Origin of the sequence: Agrobacterium sp. FDAARGOS_525, from assembly GCF_003938925.1 — a bacterium.
GTDB lineage: Bacteria > Pseudomonadota > Alphaproteobacteria > Rhizobiales > Rhizobiaceae > Agrobacterium > Agrobacterium pusense.
Map to the genome: position 1 here is coordinate 1,354,108 of NZ_RKIU01000003.1, position 14,732 is coordinate 1,368,839.

A 14,732-nucleotide genomic window follows, 5' to 3' on the forward strand; every position below is an offset into this window, starting at 1 on the left:
TCACCCCAATAAATGGTGGAGAGGATTTGATATGTTCAAGAAGATTTCCATGGCCGCTGTGGCTGTCAGCATCTCCGCGACCTCTTCCATGGCTGCGACCAACATCACCTGGTGGCATGGCATGGGCGGCCGTAACGGCGAAGTCATCAACGAAGTCGCCCAGAAATTCAACGAAGCCCAGAAAGAATGCGCGCTGACGCCGGTTTCCAAGGGCTCCTATGAAGAAGCTCTCGCCAGTGGCATCGCAGCTTTCCGTTCGGGCGAACAGCCGAACATTCTTCAGGTTTTCGATGCAGGTGCTGCCACCATCATCAACGCCAAGGGCGCGGTCATTCCTGCCGAAGACCTGATCACCAAGGCCGGTTACAAGTTCGATCGCGACGCCTTTATCAACGGCGTGCGCTACTTCTACGCTGCCGCTGACGGCAAGTTCGTTGGCATGCCGTTCAATTCCTCCGCTCCCATCATGTACATCAACGACGAGGCCCTGAAGAAGGCCGGCGTCGAAGCTCCGAAGACCTGGGAAGACTTTGAAAAGGTCGCGCCGAAGCTGAAGGAAGCCGGCTATATTCCGCTCGTCCAGTCGCAGCTGACCTGGCAGTTCACGGAGAACTTCTTCTCGCGTAACAACATCCAGTTCGCCACGAACAACAATGGTTACGACAGCGTCACCGACACCAAGCTCAAGGTCACCGACCCGAACCTCGTCATGATGTTCGAGAAGCTGAAGGACTGGAAGGACAAGGGCCTGTTTGCCTATTACGGCGCCGGCTGGAACGACAACCAGAAGCCCTTCGAAGAAGGTAAGGTAGCACTCTGGATCGGTTCGTCGGGTTCCTTCGGCGGCCTCCAGAAGACGGCCACAATGCCATTCTCGGCAACTTTCCTCCCTTACTGGGGCTCCATCAAGGGCGCGGGCACCAACTCCTTCATCGGCGGCGCCGCCCTCTTTGCAATGTCGGGCAAGTCCGAAGCCGAAAACAAATGCGTGGCCGACTTCTTCCAGTTCCTGACCTCGCCGGAAATCCAGGTCTTCTATCACAAGGCAACCGGTTACGTCGCCATCACCAAGGCCGCTTATGAAAAGGCCAAGGCTGAAGGCTACTACAAGGAAAAGCCGGTCGCCGAAGTCGGCATCCAGCAGCTGTCACTGCAGGGTGGCGACTGGTCCAAGGGTTATCGCCTCGGCTTCTACCCGCAGATCCGCGCCGTGATGGAACGCGAATATAACCGCATCTTCTCCGGCGAAGTCACGCCGAAGGCTGCTTTCGAAATCATCGAGAAGGAAGGCAACGACCTTCTGGCCCGCTTCGCGAAGACGGCCGGCTGATCGATCTCTTCGAAACCGTTGATCTTGTCGAGCCTCCTTTCTGACGGAAGGGAGGCTCACTTCTGGATAAGGAGGCGCAAGCGTGGCCTATACATCGTCTCAACCGCGCCGGTTTTTCTCCGGTCGGTCCGCAAAGGCTGGAAAACCCGCCAAGCCCGCAGAAGCCGGCATGAAGCGCGTGCAGTTCTCTTCGTCCTTTGTGCCCTATCTGTTTCTGGCACCGCAGCTTGCGGTGATTTTCATTTTCTTCTATTGGCCATCCGTTCAGGCCATCCATTCGTCTTTCTATATCGAAGACCCGTTCGGGTTCGGCGCTTCCTTCGTTGGACTCGCCAATTATTCGGATGCGATCTTCAGCCCCGAATATCTCAGCATCGCGAAATTCACGGTAGTCTTCACCGTGCTCGTCACCTTCTTTTCGCTGGCGCTCGGCCTGCTGCTCGCCGTCAAGGCGGATGCGGTCATTCGCGGCAGTTCGACATACAAGACGCTGCTGATTTCCGTTTACGCCATTGCGCCGCCGGTCGCCGGCCTTATCGGCATGATGTTTTTCGACCAGCATATCGGCCCCTTCGTGAAGATGGCCGCGTTTCTCGGCTGGGACATGAAGGTCGGCCTCAATTATTTCGATACGGCCTTTGCCATGATCGTTGTCGCGGTCTGGAAGCAGATTCCTTACAACTTCATCTTCTTCCTCTCCGGTCTCCAGGGCGTTCCGGTCTCCGTGCGGGAAGCCGCGTCCATCGATTGCCGCTCGGGCTTCCGCCGGTTCTGGACCGTCATCATGCCGCTCCTGGCGCCCACGGCCTTCTTTCTGCTGATCATCAACATCACCTATGCGCTCTTCGACACCTTCGGCGTTATTGACGTGATGGTGAAGGATAAGGCCGCCAACAACCCGATTACGCTGGTCTACAAGGTGTTCCTCGACGGTTTCCGCGGCAATGACATCGGCGGTTCCTCGGCGCAGTCCGTCATCCTCATGCTGGTCGTTTTCGTCCTCACCATCATCCAGTTCCGCTTCATTGAGAAGCGTATCCATTACAATTGAGGGAAAAGACTATGTACAAGACCAAACCCCTCGATCATCTGGTGCTGATCATTGGCGCATTGTTTCTGATCCTGCCTGTTGTCGTGGCCTTCATGACGTCCACCCACACGGCGGCTGAAATTCACCGCAGCGGCCTTGCGATCATTCCCGGCGACAATTTCATCGAGACCTATGAGAAGGTTCTTACCCAGAAGGGTGGTTTCACCGGACAGGTTACAGGCCTGAACATGGTGTTGAATTCGCTGATCCTCGGCATCGGCTTTGCCGTCGGCAAAATCGTCCTGTCGATGACAGCGGCCTATGCGATCGTCTATTTCCGCTTCCGTTTTGCGACGCTCGCTTTCTGGATCATTTTCACCACGCTGCTTCTGCCGCTCGAAGTGCGCATCATGCCGTCCTACGAGGTAATGAGCAAACTCGGACTGTTGAACTCCTATACCGGTCTGATCGTGCCGCTTCTCGCTTCGGCGACGGGCACCTTCTATTTCCGGCAGTTCTTCAAATCCGTGCCTGAGGAGCTGCTGGAGGCTGCCCGTATCGATGGTGCGGGGCCAGTGAAATTTTTCGTCGACGTTCTCATTCCGCTGTCGCGCACCATGATGGCGGCGATCTTCATCATCATGTTCGTCTATGGCTGGAATCAGTATCTCTGGCCCATGCTGATGACGACGGATGAGAGTTTCTTCACCCTGATGCGTGGCATCAAGTCGATCCTGCAGGTCTGGGTCGGTTCGCAAATCCCCGATTACAACGAAGCTTTCGCGCTCGCCGTGCTGGCCATGCTGCCACCCGTGCTGATCGTCGTTATTTTCCAGCGCTGGTTCATCAAGGGCCTGACCGAGAGCGATAAATAAGGAGACCGAAATGGCCGCGATAGAAATCAGTCAGGTCTGCAAGGATTATCATGGCGGCGTGCGCGCCGTGCATTATGTCGATATCGACATCAAGGACGGCGAGTTCATCGTTCTCGTCGGTCCCTCCGGCTGCGGCAAGTCCACGCTTTTGCGTATGGTCGCCGGGCTTGAGGATATTTCAGAAGGCACGGTGAAGATCGGCGACCGGGTGGTCAACCAGACCGATCCGGCCGACCGCGATATCGCCATGGTCTTCCAGAACTACGCGCTTTACCCGCATATGTCGGTACGCGAGAACCTGGAGTACGGGCTGAAGAACCGCAGGACACCCAAGGCGGAAATTGACGCCCGTGTGGCTGAAGCGGCGCGTATGCTGCAACTCGAACCCTATCTGGACCGCAAGCCACGCGCCCTTTCCGGTGGTCAGCGGCAGCGCGTCGCCATGGGGCGCGCGATCGTTCGCAAGCCTGCTGCCTTTCTGTTCGACGAACCCCTGTCCAATCTCGATGCCAAGCTGCGTGTTTCCATGCGCGGCGAAATCAAGCGGCTGCAAAAACGTCTAGGCACGACATCGATCTACGTTACCCATGACCAGTTGGAAGCCATGACGCTGGCCGACCGTCTCGTCGTGCTGAATGGCGGCCGTATCGAGCAGATCGGTGCGCCGCTGGATGTCTATCACACGCCTGCCTCAACCTTCGTCGCAAGTTTCATCGGCTCTCCGGCCATGAATCTTCTCAGCGCCGAATTGCACGGCGATAGCCTTGCCATCGGGCCGTCGCTGTTTGCGCTCAATGGCTTCGCCCCCACGTCCGGCCCGGTGACTGTTGGAATGCGGGCGGAAGATTTTCGTCTCGCTGCTGCTGACGCCCAGGGTTTCGCACTTCGGGTGGATTATATTGAGGAGTTGGGTTCGCAACGCCTTATACACGGCATGATCGGCGATCAGAGCCTGACCGTGGCCTTTCCGGCTGACGTCGAGGTTCCGTCCGCGCTTTCGGTGACGATTGCTCCGGAAAAATTGCACTTCTTCGCCAGCGAAACTGGCAAGCGTATCGCCAGCAGAGCGGAACAGACGGTGTTGCAGGACGCTCAACTGGCGACGGCCTGAGTTCGTCACCTGAAATCGGCGCGATGGCTAAAATTGCGCCGATTGTCAAAACTGGTTTGTTACGATCCCGATGATAAAAGGCCTCCAATATTTCACGGGGGTTTTCTCATATGTCGTTCAAAATGATGTTCGCGGCGGCCGCAACCATGGCTATCCGTACGGTGCCGATATTGCCGGCCTATCTGCGTCGGAAAAAAGACGATGCCGTGGTCAGCGCATCCTGCACCGATCTGCGGCTTCAGCCGGCGCCTATCAATCCTGAATGGATCATTACCGGCAACCCGCAGGCACGTGCTGCGGATCATTCCCGAAGCGGCGACCGTGCCTCAAGCACTGCCATGTGGGATTGCACTGCAGGCGAATTCCGCTGGTTCTTCGGCTGGGATGAGACCGTCTATATTCTGGAAGGCGAGGTGCATGTGACGGCCGAGGACGGCTCGGTCAGCATCCTGCGGGTCGGTGACGTCGCTTATTTCAGGGCCGGAACATGGGCCACCTGGCGTGTTGATCATTATGTGCGCAAGGTTGCCTTCATGCGTCGTCCGTTCCCCACGGCGCTGGCATTTGCCTATCGCGTCAAGAACAAGCTGTTCGCCGGTCGCTCCTACAAGCTGGCAGCCTGAGCCGTCGCCCATGCCGTTGGCGGGCGCGGGTGTGCCTTCGCCGTGGGAATTATGAAGGTTCAATAAAACTCACAGAAACCACGGCTCGCAGCAGTTGCGTTTGAATGGTCGCTGCCCTACATCTTTCAAGTTTTCTGAAGCATTTCCGGGTCTCTTCCGGTCCTGCCGGAACGCTTGAAAGATGAGACACGGCATAGCGGATCGCAGGCGTCCGTATGCTGCGAGAGGAACATGCGCATGGCGAAGATCAAGAACGTCGCGATCCAGATGGATCATGTCTCCGGCATCAACATCGGCGGTGATTCCACCTTCGCTATGAGCCTTGAAGCGCAGGCGCGTGGATATCGGCTGTTCCATTACACGCCCGACCGCCTTTCCATGCGCGATGGCAAGATTTACGCGACCGTCGAGCAGATGGAGCTGCGCGACATCAAGGGTGACCATTTCTCGCTTTCCGAACCGGAGCGCGTTGATCTGTCCACGATGGATGTCATCCATCTGCGTCAGGATCCACCATTCGACATGGCCTATATTACCTCCACCCATCTGCTGGAGCGCATTCATCCGAAGACCCTGGTGGTCAATGATCCCGCCTGGGTGCGCAATTCGCCGGAGAAGATCTTCGTCACTGAATTCGCGGATCTCATGCCGAAGACGCTGATCACGAAGGATGTCGCGGAAATCGCGCGCTTCCGTAACGAAATGGGCGATATCATTCTCAAGCCGCTTTATGGCAATGGCGGTGCGGGCGTCTTTCATTCAGCGCGGGACGACCGCAATTTCTCCTCGCTGCTGGAAATGTTCGATCAGATGTTCCGCGAACCTTACATTGCTCAGGAATATCTGCCCGACGTCCGCAAGGGCGATAAACGCATCCTGCTGGTGGATGGAGAGCCGGTGGGTGCGATCAACCGCGTTCCAGCGGAAAACGATGCCCGTTCCAACATGCACGCTGGCGGCCGGCCTGAGCCTACGGAACTGACCGCGCGCGAAAAGGAAATCTGCCGCCGTATCGGCCCCGCCCTGCGCGAGCGTGGTTTCCTGTTCGTTGGAATTGATGTCATTGGCGATTACCTCACCGAAATCAACGTTACCTCGCCGACCGGCATTCGAGAGGTGCGGAAATTCGGCGGCGCCGATGTGGCGAGCCTGCTGTGGGACGCCATCGAGAAAAAGCGCGAAGCTCAGGATATTTGACGAGACATAAATCGCTCTCGGTTTGTTCCGGCTATACAACTCGATACAACTAAAACACAGCGGATGCGATAAATTGTTCGCTGGATGTTCTTGTTTTATTCTTTGACCTGTGGCACGTTGCTTGGCAATGGTCGTGGATAGAGCATAAGGCTCTGAAAGCGCGGCGGTTTGCGGGGGCAGGCCATGGTGGCACGGGTCAATACGGTGGCATTTCAGGGCATAGAGGGTGTGCCTGTTGAGGTGCAGGTCATGGTCGCACCGGGAAGGGTCGGCATCCAGATTGTCGGTCTGCCGGATAAAGCCGTCGCCGAAAGCCGGGAGCGCGTGCAGGCGGCATTACATGCCTCAGGCTTGGCGCTGCCGGCAAAGAAGGTCACGGTCAATCTTGCCCCTGCCGATCTGCCAAAGGAAGGATCGCATTTCGATCTTCCCATTGCCCTTGGCCTCATGGCCGCCTTGGGAGCCATACCGGCCGACGCGCTGGGGCGTTACGTGGTCCTTGGCGAACTCAATCTCGATGGTACTATCGGCTTGGTTGCGGGCGCGCTTCCGGCAGCGATCGGGGCCAATGCGCTTGGAAAGGGACTGATTTGCCCGGCTGATTGCGGCCCGGAGGCGGCATGGGCCGGAGCCGGGATCGATATTCTTGCCCCGCGCAGCCTGATTGCGCTCGCTAATCACTTTCGTGGCACGCAGATTCTCTCGCGCCCGACGCCCGCCATTCGCGCCAATCCGGTCAATCTGCCTGATCTAGCTGACATAAAGGGGCAGGAGAGCGCCCGGCGGGCGCTGGAGGTGGCAGCCGCCGGCGGCCATAATCTGCTGATGGTCGGCCCGCCCGGCTCGGGAAAATCCATGCTCGCCGCCCGCTTGCCTTCGATCCTGCCGCCGCTGGAGGCGGCAGAACTGCTGGAAGTGTCCATGGTACATTCCATTGCCGGCCAATTGTCGGGTGGCAAGCTTTCGGATCGCAGGCCCTTCCGCACGCCGCATCATTCCGCCACCATGGCGGCCCTGATCGGCGGCGGGCTGCGGGCCAAACCGGGCGAGGCTTCGCTTGCTCACCATGGCGTTCTTTTTCTGGATGAATTCCCGGAATTTTCGCCGCAGGTGCTGGATGCCCTGCGTCAGCCGCTCGAAACCGGCGAATGCATTATTGCGCGTGCCAATCACCGTGTCAGCTATCCCGCGCAAATCCAGCTTGTCGCGGCAATGAATCCCTGCCGGTGCGGTATGGCGGGAGAGCCGGGTTTTACCTGTGCCAGAGGCCCACGTTGTGTGGCAGACTATCAGGCTCGCATTTCCGGCCCGCTGCTCGATCGCATCGACATTCGTATCGACGTTCCCGCCGTTTCCGCCGCCGATCTCATTCGGCCCGTGACGGCCGAACCGAGCGCCGTGGTTGCGGCGCGCGTCGCCGAAGCGCGCCTTGCCCAGCAGGAACGTTATGCGACAGCGGGCTTCCCTGCCATCCGCACCAACGCCCGCTGCACGACAGCAATGATCGAAAAATACGCCGAACCGGACCAGTCCGGGCTGCAATTGCTCCGTGATGCGGCGGAGCGCATGAAGTTTTCAGCGCGCGGTTACCATCGCATTCTCAAGGTGGCCCGCACCCTGGCGGATCTGGATGGCAGACAAACGGTTGGGCGTATCCATATTGCCGAAGCAGTGTCCTATCGTATCGCCGGCGAAAGGCTAACCGCCGCGGCGTAAAACCAGCTACGGGCACTTTGTCTGGGAAGGACGCTTATGCCTGCCGGTCAATCAGGTGGTTCCGGGAATGACGGGTAAAAATGCTGTTTGGACAGCTCGGTAGGTGATGGGCCGAATGAGGGGGCCTTGAAACAGAAGTGCCGCCGGCAAACCGGCGGCACGTCAAATATTCGCTCTTCCGCAACCGGGTGCCGAGAAGGGGCTAGAGCCCAAGCCCTTCGAAAAGTGCTGTCGAAAGATAACGTTCCGCGAAGGAGGGAATGATGATGACAATGTTCTTGCCGGCATTTTCCTCACGCGCACCGACCTTGATTGCCGCCGCCAGCGCCGCACCCGAGGAGATGCCAACGGGCACGCCTTCCAGCCTCGCCGCCAGACGTGCGGTTTCGAAAGCCTCATCATTGGTGACGGTTACGATCTCGTCATAAATGCCGGTGTCGAGAATGGCGGGGGCAAAACCGGCGCCGATGCCCTGAATTTTGTGGGGGCCGGGGTTGCCACCGGAAAGAACGGGGCTGTCGGCGGGCTCCACCGCAATCACCTTCACCTCGGGCTTGCGGGATTTCAGAACCTGACCCGTGCCGGTGATCGTGCCGCCGGTGCCGATACCCGAGACCAGAATATCAACCGTGCCTTCGGTGTCGTTCCAGATTTCTTCAGCCGTCGTCTTGCGGTGGATCTCCGGATTGGCGGGGTTTTCAAACTGCTGCGGAATGATGGCGTCAGGCAGGGTTTCTGCCAGTTCCTGCGCTTTGGCGATGGCGCCCTTCATGCCCTTCGGGCCTTCGGTCAGCACCAGTTCCGCGCCCAGGAGAGCCAGCATTTTCCGACGCTCGACCGACATGGTTTCAGGCATGGTCAGGATCAGCTTGTAGCCTTTCGCGGCGGCAGCGAAGGCGAGCGCAATCCCCGTATTACCGGAGGTCGGTTCCACCAGCGTCGTCTTTCCGGGCGTAATCTTGCCCTGGGCTTCCAGAGCTTCAATCATGGCGACGCCGATGCGGTCCTTCACCGAAGCGATGGGATTGAAAAATTCGAGCTTGGCAAGAAGATTGGCCTTCACGCCTTTTTCCTTCGCCAGCTTGTCGAGCCGCACGATCGGTGTATCGCCGATTGTTTCCGTAATCGAGGAATAGACGCGTCCGCGTCCGGGCTTTCTGGCTTCCGGCATGATGCTCTCCTGTGTAAAGACCGCAAGATTTGAGCGGCAGAATAGGAGCAATAACCTCCGCAAGCTAGCGAACGTTCGTCCTAATATCCGTGAATTGCGGGAATAATTTCACGCCAGATCGCGGAAATGCACGAATTTGTTTTACGTGCTGCGGATAGCGATCATCGTCGCTGTTCCAGCCAGAATGCCCGCCGCGGTGCGGTTGAGAATTGTCAGGGCGCTCGGTCTTTTCAGGAGGTTGCGCGCTTTGGCCGCAAGCAGGATGTAAGGCAGGAGAACCGCCATCAGCACGACAAAGGTGATGGCAAGAAGCGTCGCATATTCCGAAGGGCCGATCATGCGGATGTCGATCAGCGTCGGCACGAGCGCCACATAAAAAAGCATGGTTTTTGGATTGCCGAGGGTGATCAGCAGGCCGGACAGGAAGGACATGGACATGCTGGTGCTCTTCTTCGCCTTCAGGTCCTGCGGCAAGAGACCGGCGGTCCAGAGCTTCCAGGCGATATAGAGAAGATAGGCCGCACCTGCAAATTTCAGGACCATGAAGGCCTCCTGAAAGGTCTGCGCGACGAAGGCCAGCCCCAGGATCACAGCGGTCAGATAGATCATGTCGCCAAGCACCAGCCCGAGACCCATAAAAAAGGTTTCCCGAAAGCCCGAACCCAGCGCCCGCGCCACGATTGCCGTCATGCCGGGGCCGGGAATGGCGGCAGCGATGAAGAGGGCGGTGGCATAAGCGAATAGGGTGGTCAGCGTCATGATCGTGTTCCCTGAAAATCCGCCAGATCCATAGCGAAAATGCCGGGCAAAGACAATCAGTCCGCTCCTCTGCACCAGGGGTGTCGCTAAACGCCGGTAGAGCCGAAACCGCCGACGCCACGCGCCGTCTGCGAAGTTTCCATCACTTCGACAACAGTCACCTGCGTCACGGGCGCGATGACCATCTGCGCAATGCGCATGCCGCGCTCGACGACGAAATCGTCCTGACCGAGATTGGCGAGGATGACTTTCACCTCACCGCGATAATCGCTGTCCACCGTGCCCGGGGAATTGAGGCAGGTGATGCCGTTCTTGATGGCAAGGCCGGAGCGGGGGCGGATTTGCGCCTCATATCCGGCGGGAACTTCGAACACGAAGCCGGTCGGCACCAGCGCCCGTTCACCGGGTTTCAGGGTCAACGGCTCACCCACGGACACAGCTGCACGCAGGTCCATGCCGGCGGCGCCGCCGGTCTCGTAAGAGGGGAGTTCAAGGCCCGCGCCGTGGGCGAGGCGGGCGAGACGAAGAGGAGGCAGATTGTTGTTTTGAACGGTCATGCGGCATTAGTTTGCCGAGATCGCGGCAAGGTCAATTGCAAAACCGGGCCTGAAACGCTAGATACCCCGCAATTCCACAGGATTTGTCAGATGGCCGAAACACTTGCCGAGGCGGTCTCCCGCCGCCGCACCTTTGCTATTATCGCGCACCCGGACGCGGGTAAAACCACGCTCACCGAAAAGCTGCTGCTGTTCGGCGGAGCGATCCAGCTTGCCGGTGAAGTGAAGGCGAAAAAGGACCGCATCCAGACCCGTTCGGACTGGATGAAGATCGAGCGCGAGCGCGGCATTTCGGTCGTCACCTCGGTCATGACTTTCGAATATAATGACCGCGTCTTCAACATCCTCGATACGCCCGGCCACGAAGATTTCGCCGACGACACCTATCGTACGCTGACGGCCGTGGATGCGGCGATCATGGTCATCGACGCCGCCAAGGGTATCGAGCCGCGCACGCTGAAGCTGTTCGAAGTCTGCCGCATGCGCGATATTCCGATCATCACCTTCATCAACAAGATGGACCGCGAAAGCCGCGACCCCTTCGAGATACTGGACGAGGTGGAGGAGAAGCTGGCGCTCGATACGGCGCCGATCACCTGGCCGGTGGGCCGCGCCAAAACCTTCTGCGGCGCCTATCATCTTGCCGACAGCACGTTCCGTGGCGTCGACACGCAGGTGGAGGCCATGAAGGTTAACGGTCCGCAGGCGGTGGCGGATCGACTGCCGGAAAATGAGCGCGATGCTTTCATCGAAGAAACGGAACTGGCGATGGAAGCCTGCCGTCCCTTCGATCGGCAGGCTTTCCTCGAAGGTCATATGACGCCGGTCTTCTTCGGTTCGGCGCTGCGCAATTTCGGTGTGCGTGACCTTATCAATGCGCTCGGCGATTTCGCACCGCCACCGCGCGATCAGGTGGCGGATACCCGCACCGTGCATGCGGCCGAAGACAAAATGACTGCCTTCGTCTTCAAAATTCAGGCCAATATGGACCCGAACCACCGCGACCGTATCGCCTTTGCCCGCATCTGCTCCGGCAAGCTGGAGCGCGGCATGAAGGCGCGCCTGTCACGCACCGGCAAGCAGATGGGGCTCACCGCGCCGCAATTCTTCTTCGCCTCGCAACGCCAGCTGGCCGACACAGCCTTTGCAGGTGATGTGGTCGGCATTCCGAACCACGGCACGCTCCGCATCGGCGATACGCTGACCGAGGGTGAAAACCTCGTGTTCCAGGGTGTGCCGAACTTCTCGCCGGAAATCCTGCGCCGTGTGCGTCTGGAAGATGCGATGAAGGCGAAGAAGCTGAAGGAAGCCCTGCAGCAAATGGCCGAAGAGGGCGTCGTGCAGCTCTTTTCGCCGGAAGACGGCTCGCCAGCCATCGTCGGCGTCGTTGGTGCGCTGCAGCTTGACGTGTTGAAGGAACGACTGATGGGCGAATATGGCCTGCCGGTTTCCTTCGAAATGTCGCGCTTCTCGGTCTGCCGCTGGATTTCGTCCGATCAGCCGGCAGAAATGGACAAGTTCCTCAACGTCAAGCGTGGCGATATCGCCCGCGACCTGGATGGCGATCCGGTATTTCTGGCGCAGGATGCCTTTTCGCTGCGTTATGAATCCGAGCGTTTCCCCGCGATCAAGATGGTTGCGATCAAGGAATATCACGTCGCCAAGGCGGCGTGATATCGGCCGGGTTGCACTTTGTATGCCAAGGGCCGAGCATTTCAGGAAAAATGCGCAAGCGTCTTTCCGTCCAGAAATGTGAAAAAACAAAGAGCTAGAGCATTGAAGGTGATTACGTTTTCACTGAAAATGCTCTAGTTTCCCGCTGAAACGGGAAACTGGTCCGGCATCATGGCGCTTTCAGACAAACATATTCTCCTCATCATATCAGGCGGCATCGCGGCCTATAAGAGCCTCGACCTCATCCGCCGTCTGAAAGAGCGCGGCGCCAAGGTTACGCCTGTCATGACGAAAGGCGCGCAGGAATTTATCACCCCGCTCGCCGTCGGCGCGCTGTCTGCCACCCATGTTTTCACGGAGCTTTTTTCACGGCAGGACGAGCAGGATGTCGGTCATATCAGGCTGGCGCGCGATTGCGATCTCGTGCTGGTGGCGCCCGCCACCGCCGATCTCATGGCGAAGATGGCACATGGTTTGGCCGATGATCTAGCTTCGGCGGTCCTTCTTGCGACCGACCGCAAGGTGCTGGTTGCGCCGGCGATGAACCCAAAAATGTGGTCGGCAAAGCCAACAATGCGCAATGTCGATACGCTGAAGAAAGACGGTGTGTTTTTCGTCGGACCAATGGCCGGCGAGATGGCTGAGAAGGGGGAGGCAGGTCTCGGCCGAATGGCGGAGCCTTTACAGATCGTCCAAGCCGTTGAAGCGCTGCTGGATGGGGGGATGAAGCCCCTGAAGGGCAAGACGGCGATCGTGACCTCCGGCCCTACGCATGAGCCGATCGATCCCGTGCGCTACATCGCCAACCGTTCATCGGGCAAGCAGGGCCATGCGATTGCAGCGGCTCTCGCGGAACTCGGTGCAGACGTAACGCTGGTTTCCGGGCCGGTGACCATTGCTGATCCCGCCGGTGTGACGGTAATCCATGTCGAGCGCGCTGAAGAAATGCGGGACGCGGTGATCTCAAGGCTGCCGTCGGATATCGCCGTCATGGTTGCCGCCGTCGCCGACTGGCGGGTGGCGGGTTCATCAGAACAAAAGATCAAGAAACAGCCGGGTGATGCGCCGCCGGCGCTCCAGCTGACGGAAAATCCCGATATTCTCAAAACCATCGGCCACCATGAAAGCCGTCCAAAGCTTGTGGTGGGCTTCGCTGCCGAAACGCAGGACGTGGAAAAAAACGGTCGCGCCAAACTGGAACGCAAGGGCGCGGATTACATCGTCGCCAACGACGTCTCGGCGCAAACCGGAATCATGGGTGGAGACCGCAACAGCGTGAAAATCATTTCGGCTGAGGGTGTTGAGGCATGGCCGGATCTCGATAAGGCCGAAGTGGCAAAACGTCTGGCAGCCTTTGTCGCGGAGAAACTCACATGACCATCTTTGATCGCAAGACATTCGACAGGATGCTTGGCGAATGGCCGGGCGTGCGTTTCGTCGATCAATGGGATTCGCATGTTGCCAAGGTGGGCGACAAGGTCTTTGCCGTGCTGGGCGAACGGGAAGACTGGCGGCTGGTGGTGAAATGCTCGGAGGAGAGCTTTGAAATCCTCACTGCGCTCGAAGGTATCGCCCAGGCGCCGTATTTTGCCAAACGCAAATGGATATCGATTGCCGATCATTCTCCGCTCGAACGGGAAGAAGTGGAGCACTATGTTCGCCGCTCCTATGAGCTTGTGGCAGCCGGCCTGACAAAAAAACTGCGAGGCGAGCTGGGCATCGTGATCGATCCCGCACCCGCCCTATAATTTCCGCTTCAATTGACCTTTTTGTCCTTGCCGATGATCTGGCGGACGCCTTCTTTGGTGAAGGGCTGCACGAGCTGTGGCAAAAAGCCCTTGGCGATCTCACCCTTGATGCCGATATCAGTTGATGAGGGTCGGTCAGGGTTATGGTAGGAGCCAAAGAGAATATCGAAGATGACGAGGTTTTCGCCGTAATTGGTATTGCCTTCCGGAAGCTGTTTTGAATGGTGCCAACGATGTAGGCGCGGCGTGCTGAAGACATAGTCGAGCACACCCGTTTTCATGTCGACATTGCAATGGGTCAAGATACCGATGAATGCGGTCACAGCACCCAGCCACCAGAACACCTGCAGCGGCGCACCCATGAAATAAAGCGGAATCTGGCTGAGCGCGATCTTGAACAGGGAATCGGCCACATGGAACCGCCCGGTATTGACGACCCATAGCCGTACGACGCTGTGATGCAGGGCATGGAACCGCCAGAAAAAAACGGTTTCATGCGCGATGCGATGGGCCCAGTAGAGACCGAATTCGGCAATCGTTACCGCAAGCGAGACCTGCACCACCAGTGGCAGATGCGATGGCCACAGGTCAAAGCGCATTGCCGCGAGCGGCTGGAGCACGTTCGCGGCCAGCATCGGGAAGATGGCCGATGCTGCGGCGGCAAGTTGCACCAGCCCCTTGGTTAAAAGCGTGTGGCCGATGCTCGTCATTGTCTCGCCATCCCCTTCGAGCCATTCGACTTCATAGGGAATATAGCGTTCGAGAAGAAAGAGAGTGATAACCGCGCAGGCATAGACACTGAGAAACGCCGCGATCGGATGGCTGCTCGAGAAGGCGAAATATGACCCCACGAGGCCGCCAACAAAGACGAGTGGCCAGGAGGAATAGGAGAGGGTCTGTTTCAGTATCTGCGCTTTAGCCATCACAATCAAATCCCGTCC

The 14,732-nt window shown here is 58.3% G+C and carries 14 protein-coding genes; 10 read left to right on the top strand and 4 right to left on the bottom strand.

The annotated features are described in order from the left end of the window. The first annotated feature begins 31 nt into the window (after positions 1-31). The 7 genes from EGT36_RS07830 (at position 32) to EGT36_RS07860 (ending at position 7,882) form a co-directional block, all read left to right on the top strand. Positions 32-1,330 carry an extracellular solute-binding protein gene (locus tag EGT36_RS07830; RefSeq protein ID WP_022555483.1) on the top strand — a complete coding sequence of 433 codons (1,299 nt, stop codon included), beginning with the start codon at positions 32-34 and terminating at the stop codon, positions 1,328-1,330. Positions 1,331-1,412: 82 nt separating this feature from the next. Next, a complete protein-coding gene (locus EGT36_RS07835) occupies positions 1,413-2,381 on the top strand; it encodes an ABC transporter permease subunit (protein WP_020011090.1) in 969 nt (322 codons plus the stop codon). An 11-nt stretch (positions 2,382-2,392) separates the two neighbouring features. Then, positions 2,393-3,235: a sn-glycerol-3-phosphate ABC transporter permease UgpE gene (gene ugpE, locus EGT36_RS07840; protein ID WP_004439496.1), complete on the top strand. Its 843-nt coding sequence runs from the start codon at positions 2,393-2,395 to the stop codon at positions 3,233-3,235. A 10-nt stretch (positions 3,236-3,245) separates the two neighbouring features. After that, a complete protein-coding gene (locus tag EGT36_RS07845; protein ID WP_037089418.1) occupies positions 3,246-4,346 on the top strand; it encodes a sn-glycerol-3-phosphate import ATP-binding protein UgpC in 1,101 nt (366 codons plus the stop codon). A 110-nt stretch (positions 4,347-4,456) separates the two neighbouring features. Then, positions 4,457-4,969 (top strand): cupin domain-containing protein, encoded by a 513-nt coding sequence (locus EGT36_RS07850; RefSeq protein WP_037089417.1) that lies wholly within the window; start codon positions 4,457-4,459, stop codon positions 4,967-4,969. Positions 4,970-5,206: 237 nt separating this feature from the next. Next, positions 5,207-6,166 carry a glutathione synthase gene (gshB, locus tag EGT36_RS07855; protein WP_037089416.1) on the top strand — a complete coding sequence of 320 codons (960 nt, stop codon included), beginning with the start codon at positions 5,207-5,209 and terminating at the stop codon, positions 6,164-6,166. A 183-nt stretch (positions 6,167-6,349) separates the two neighbouring features. Then, the gene (locus EGT36_RS07860; protein WP_125270229.1) at positions 6,350-7,882 is read left to right on the top strand and encodes a YifB family Mg chelatase-like AAA ATPase; all 1,533 of its coding nucleotides are present in this window, start codon (positions 6,350-6,352) and stop codon (positions 7,880-7,882) included. A 202-nt stretch (positions 7,883-8,084) separates the two neighbouring features. On the opposite strand, the gene cysK is transcribed toward EGT36_RS07860, so the two are convergent. From cysK to dut, 3 genes are all read right to left on the bottom strand, one after another. Continuing rightward, a complete protein-coding gene (gene cysK / locus EGT36_RS07865; protein WP_006699690.1) occupies positions 8,085-9,053 on the bottom strand; it encodes a cysteine synthase A in 969 nt (322 codons plus the stop codon). A gap of 141 nt (positions 9,054-9,194) precedes the next feature. Next, the gene (locus EGT36_RS07870; RefSeq protein WP_006699689.1) at positions 9,195-9,812 is read right to left on the bottom strand and encodes a LysE family translocator; all 618 of its coding nucleotides are present in this window, start codon (positions 9,810-9,812) and stop codon (positions 9,195-9,197) included. Between the two features lie 86 nt (positions 9,813-9,898). Next, on the bottom strand, positions 9,899-10,369 hold the full coding sequence (gene dut, locus EGT36_RS07875) for a dUTP diphosphatase (protein WP_004439510.1): 471 nt from the start codon (positions 10,367-10,369) through the stop codon (positions 9,899-9,901). A gap of 90 nt (positions 10,370-10,459) precedes the next feature. Here dut and EGT36_RS07880 point away from each other — a divergent pair, with 90 nt between their 5' ends. The 3 genes from EGT36_RS07880 to EGT36_RS07890 all read left to right on the top strand — a co-directional run bounded on the left by EGT36_RS07880 (position 10,460) and on the right by EGT36_RS07890 (position 13,791). Next, entirely contained in the window at positions 10,460-12,043 is a 1,584-nt protein-coding gene (locus EGT36_RS07880) for a peptide chain release factor 3 (protein WP_022555492.1), read from the top strand. A gap of 171 nt (positions 12,044-12,214) precedes the next feature. After that, positions 12,215-13,420 carry a bifunctional phosphopantothenoylcysteine decarboxylase/phosphopantothenate--cysteine ligase CoaBC gene (coaBC, locus tag EGT36_RS07885; RefSeq protein ID WP_037089414.1) on the top strand — a complete coding sequence of 402 codons (1,206 nt, stop codon included), beginning with the start codon at positions 12,215-12,217 and terminating at the stop codon, positions 13,418-13,420. After that, positions 13,417-13,791: an MmcQ/YjbR family DNA-binding protein gene (locus EGT36_RS07890; RefSeq protein WP_004439515.1), complete on the top strand. Its 375-nt coding sequence runs from the start codon at positions 13,417-13,419 to the stop codon at positions 13,789-13,791. Before coaBC ends, EGT36_RS07890 begins: the two co-directional genes overlap by 4 nt. Positions 13,792-13,799: 8 nt before the next feature. On the opposite strand, the gene olsE is transcribed toward EGT36_RS07890, so the two are convergent. Beyond that, positions 13,800-14,714: an ornithine lipid hydroxylase OlsE gene (olsE, locus tag EGT36_RS07895; RefSeq protein ID WP_004439516.1), complete on the bottom strand. Its 915-nt coding sequence runs from the start codon at positions 14,712-14,714 to the stop codon at positions 13,800-13,802. Between the last annotated feature and the right edge of the window lie 18 nt (positions 14,715-14,732).